The organism is Aestuariivita boseongensis, assembly GCF_001262635.1.
GTDB lineage: Bacteria > Pseudomonadota > Alphaproteobacteria > Rhodobacterales > Rhodobacteraceae > Aestuariivita > Aestuariivita boseongensis.
Genome location: NZ_JXYH01000091.1, coordinates 1 through 4,563, shown reverse-complemented (window position 1 = coordinate 4,563; position 4,563 = coordinate 1). Strand labels below are relative to the sequence as shown.

Sequence of the window (4,563 nt, the reverse complement as noted above, 5' to 3'; positions counted from 1 at the left end):
GGCACCCGCCACGCATCAGGCCGGGCTGGTCTGGCAGGTCAAGCAGCCGCTGGATGTGGATGCGATGCAGGCGGGCGCGGATCATCTGACGGGGCGGCATGATTTCACCACCTTCCGGTCCTCGATCTGTCAGGCGGACAGTCCGGTGAAGACGCTGGATGAGTTGCGCGTGGAAGCGGTGGACACCCTCGCCGGCCCCGAGGTGCATTTTCACGTGCGCGCACGGTCGTTCCTGCACAATCAGGTGCGCAGTTTCGTGGGCACGCTGGAGCGGGTGGGCGCAGGGGCCTGGGACCCGTCAGATGTGAAAGCCGCGCTTGAGGCCTGCGACCGCGCCGCCTGCGGGCCGGTCAGCCCGCCACAGGGGCTGTATCTGGCGGGCGTCGGGTACCCCGAGGATCCGTTCGCCTGATCGGGGGCGCTGCCCCCGTCCCTTCGAGACTCCCCCGCCGTATTTTCAGCAAGAAGAAGAGGCAGGGCGCGCGTCAATCGTTATCGATGGCCCCTGCCCCGGCCCCTTTTGCGCGGGAGGCTTCGCTTTCCGGCACATAGGTGCGCGCAGCATAGGCGTCGAGCGCGACCCAGAGCGTGTCGGTGATCTCTAGCGGGCCAGCCGGCTGCGGCGGGTCGGTGTCGGATTTACGGCCATCCTCAAGGCGCCAACCGCGCGCGGCGGCGAGGGCCTGCGCCAGCGGCGTGGTGTCCGGGACGGGTTCGCCCATCTCCGCCGCATCAAGGGCGAGGGTCAGGCGCGTCAGCTCTGTCCCGCCCTCAGCGATGTCGCGGGCGATCCGGGCCACATCCTCGGCGCTGAGATAGGGGGCTGCGGCATACAGGTCTTCGCCCAGCGCCAGCGGCAGGCCAGCCCCGCGCACGGCTTTCATCAGGAGCGCGGCAAGTTCCGCGCGGGTGCGTCTCATGGGCTGGCAAAGGCCGGCATCCACCAGTCGGGCGCACAGTCCAGCTCATCGAAAAGCGGCGCGCCCTGGGCCAGCGTGATGCGCGTCCAGCGGTCGGATTTGGGATCGAATTTGGCGGCCCCGAAAAACGCCAGTTTGCAGCGCAGCATGTCGATGGGCCGGCACGTGTCGGCGATCAGGTTGTCGCGGATTTCGGCATAGGGGTGGCGCATCAGCGTCTGCACCCGGCGCAGGGCGGCGCGGTGTTCGGGATGGGCGCGCAGGAAGCCCATCAGATCGCCGTCATGGGTCTCCAGCGCGCGGGCCATCGCCTGCACCTGCCGTGCGATATCAAGGGGGCTTTCCATATCCGCCCCCGGTTCTTCGTGGCGCAGGCCCAGGCGCGGTTCCAGCTTGGCCTCGGAGACGTACCAGAACTGCGCCTCCTGCGCGGGGTTGGTAAAATCGGTGGACAGCGCCCAGCCCCAATCACGCAAAAGCGCCTCGTGCAGGTCGGCTAATGGCATGGCCGGGTCGATCTGAGGGGTGAAGGGCGTGGCCATGCAATCGGTCAGCCCGTCAACCAGTGATCCGAAGGGTTCGATGAGGAAGGCCGCAACCAGCTCCTGCAGCGCCGTGGAGCCGCTTTGCGCCGCTTCCCACAGGGTGTTGACGGGTTCTTCGCCGGTCAGCGTCATGTCATCCAGATGGCGGGCGAAATCGGGCCATTCCCGACGCAGAGTGGCGATGTCGTTCTGCGCGGCCTCGTCCGGGACGTGCCATTCGGCAAGGTGTCTGGCCACCCGGTCGGCCAGTGCGCGCAGGCGGGCGATTTCCGCTTGCGTCAGGTCGGGCAGCGCGCGCACCCGAGCCAGCGCCGTCTCGCGCACCTGCATCCAGGCATCGAGTAAAAGCGGGTGGCTGACCAGAAAGGGCGCCATGCCCAAGCCCGTGGCATTGCCGATGCCCAGATGGCGTTTCAGTTGCCGATCCAGCGGCGCACCGCCAAGATGTTCGGCCAGATCATGGGTGAAGCCCCGGATCAGCCAGACAGTCAGCATTTCGGCCATGAACGGGCCGGACAGACCGGGCCTTTCGGCAATGCGCGTGCGATCCGCGATGCCAAACTTGCCGTTGCCGTAAACGGCGGTGGTGCGCATCAGATAGCCCGTGTCGCGGATGCGGGTCGCATCGGGCTGGCGGCCTGCACGCAGGCTGTCCACCACATGGGCGAACAGCCGCACGGATTTGTTCGCGCGGCTGAGGACCAGATCGCGGTCGGTATAGCGCGCGGCCTCCTGACGGGGCGCGGCGGCGCAGATGCGGGCGATTTCACTGGCGCCGGGGATGCCGTCATAGAGGACATAGGCCGTGTCCCAGGCTTCGGCGATCACACGGTCGGTGCGCGCCTCGTCCGGCAGGTGTGAGGAGACCGCGACCAGAGAATAGGTGTGCCCGCCCAGATCCACGGAATAGACCGCATGGCCATAGCCATTGGCGTCTATCTCCCAGACCGGGCGGGTGACCTGCGCCCCTTCGCCATGCAGGCGGCGCAGCAGCGTGGGCAAAAAGCTGAGCCGCGTTGGGAAAGCCGCGCCCATGCGCGAAAGGCGCATCACCTGTGCAGGCGGGCGCAGCGGCAAAGCGGGAGGAAGGGCGAGGTCTTTCACGGTTGGGGTCCGAAATTCTCGTCATAAAAGCGCAGCCAGTTGCCGCCCATGATGCCGTCAATCTCGGGTTCGGCAAAGCCTGTTTGCGACAGTCCCTGGCGGATATTGCCCCAATCGCGATTGTCGCGGAACCAGTCTGGCATGGGCGGGAAGCCGGGATTGCTGGCGCTGCCCTCGCCGTAATCCATCGCTTTGGACCAGCGGCCGACGCGCATCCATTCCACGACCGCATCCGGCTGATCCTGACAAAGGTCTGAACCTAGGCCCAAATGGTCGACGCCATAGCGATCCGCGGCCTCGGCAATCATCTGGCAGAAGCTGTCGAGGGTGCAGTTGCTGCCGTCTTTGAGGTGATGGGGGTAAAGCGAAAAGCCCAGCATGCCGCCCCGCCCAGTCAGCGCTTTGAGCACTGTGTCGGACTTATTGCGCAAAGCGGGATGCCACCAATGGGGGTTTGCGTGGGTGATGGCGATGGGGCGGGCGGAGTGGTCGATGGCCTCCAAAGTGGAGCGATCGGCAGAGTGGGACATGTCGATGACCAGACCCACGCGGTTCATCTCGGCCACCGCTTGCTTGCCGAAGCGGGTGAGTCCGGGGTCTTCGGCCTCGTAACAGCCCGTCGCCAGCAGGGACTGGTTGTTGTAACTCAGCTGCATGAAGCGGATGCCCAGCTGGTGGCAGATCTCGATCAGGCCGATATCGTCTTCGATCGGGCTGGGGTTCTGGAAGCCGAAAAAGACGGCGGTGCGGTTTTCGGATTGCGCGCGGCGGACATCGTCGCCGGTCAGGCCCTTGAAGATCAGGTCTGGGTGGGCCTCGAACCAGCGGTTCCATTGTTCGAGGTTCAGCACCATCTCGCGAAAGCTTTCGTGATAGGCGATGGTGACGTGGATCGCGTCCACGCCCCCCTCCCTCAGCTGGCGGAAGATCTTGGGCGAGAAGTTGCAATATTGCAGGTTGTCGATCAGTGGTGCGCTCATGGGGGGACCATGTCGCGGAATGACCGACGCGCCAAGAAAATTCTGCGAGTTTTCTGGGGGTGCTCAGACCCCCAGGCACCAGCGCATGATGGCTTTTTGCGCGTGCAGACGGTTTTCCGCCTCGTCCCAGATCACCGATTGCGGGCCGTCCATCACGGCGCTGGTGACTTCCTCTTCCCGGTGGGCGGGCAGGCAGTGCATGAACAGTGCATCGGGTTTCGCATGCGCCATCAGCGCGTCATTGACCTGATAGGGGCGCAGCATGTTGTGGCGGCGTTCTTTCGAGGACTGGCTGTCATGCATGCTGACCCAGGTGTCGGCCACGACCAGATCGGCCCCTTCGACCGCCTTGTCAGGGTCGCGTTCGATGACGATCTTGCTGCCCTTGTTGCGGGCAAAGCCCATGAATTCGTCTTCGGGATCCAGCTGCGATGGGCCGGAGAAGGTCAGATCAAAGCCGAACTGGCCGGCTGCGTGCAGGAAGGAGGCGCAGACATTGTTGCCGTCACCCATCCAGGTGACTTTCTTGCCCGCGATGGGCCCGCGATGTTCCTCGAAGGTCATCACATCAGCCATGATCTGGCAGGGGTGGGTACGGTCTGTGAGCCCGTTGATCACCGGCACATCGGCATATTCGGCCATCTCGGTCAGCACGGTTTCGTCAAAGGTCCGGATCATGATCAGATCGACATAGCGGGACAGCACGCGGGCGGTGTCGGCAATCGTCTCGCCATGGCCCAGCTGCATGTCGGTGCCCGAGAGCACCATCGTCTGCCCGCCCATCTGGCGCACGCCCACGTCAAAGGACACGCGCGTCCGGGTGGAGGGCTTTTCGAAAATCAGCGCCACCATATGCCCGGCCAGCGGTTGTTCGTCATCTGGCGCGCCTTTTGGGCGGCCGAGCCGGGCGGACTTCATCTGGCCCGCGTGGTCGATGATCTGCCGTAGATCGGCTGCGTCGGTTTTGTGAATGTCGAGAAAATGGTTCATTACGTAGTGCCTTTGTCGCATGGC

The 4,563-nt window shown here is 64.8% G+C and carries 5 protein-coding genes; 1 reads left to right on the top strand and 4 read right to left on the bottom strand.

Features of this window, described 5'->3' with window-relative positions; all coding sequences use genetic code 11:
* Positions 1 to 412: tRNA pseudouridine synthase A (locus TR61_RS19050; protein ID WP_425394231.1), on the top strand; the 412-nt coding region annotated here is incomplete at its 5' end.
* A 73-nt stretch (positions 413 to 485) separates the two neighbouring features.
* On the opposite strand, the gene TR61_RS20305 is transcribed toward TR61_RS19050, so the two are convergent.
* The 4 genes from TR61_RS20305 to argF form a co-directional block, all read right to left on the bottom strand.
* The gene (locus TR61_RS20305; RefSeq protein WP_050932117.1) at positions 486 to 920 is read right to left on the bottom strand and encodes a hypothetical protein; all 435 of its coding nucleotides are present in this window, start codon (positions 918 to 920) and stop codon (positions 486 to 488) included.
* On the bottom strand, positions 917 to 2,515 hold the full coding sequence (locus TR61_RS19040) for a hypothetical protein (RefSeq protein WP_082182054.1): 1,599 nt from the start codon (positions 2,513 to 2,515) through the stop codon (positions 917 to 919). The genes TR61_RS20305 and TR61_RS19040 overlap by 4 nt, the downstream gene beginning before the upstream one ends.
* 50 nt (positions 2,516 to 2,565) lie before the next feature.
* The gene (locus TR61_RS19035; RefSeq protein ID WP_050932115.1) at positions 2,566 to 3,549 is read right to left on the bottom strand and encodes a membrane dipeptidase; all 984 of its coding nucleotides are present in this window, start codon (positions 3,547 to 3,549) and stop codon (positions 2,566 to 2,568) included.
* Between the two features lie 63 nt (positions 3,550 to 3,612).
* Positions 3,613 to 4,539, bottom strand: coding sequence for an ornithine carbamoyltransferase (gene argF / locus TR61_RS19030; RefSeq protein ID WP_050932114.1), 927 nt, complete (start codon positions 4,537 to 4,539; stop codon positions 3,613 to 3,615).
* Positions 4,540 to 4,563: the final 24 nt, after the last annotated feature.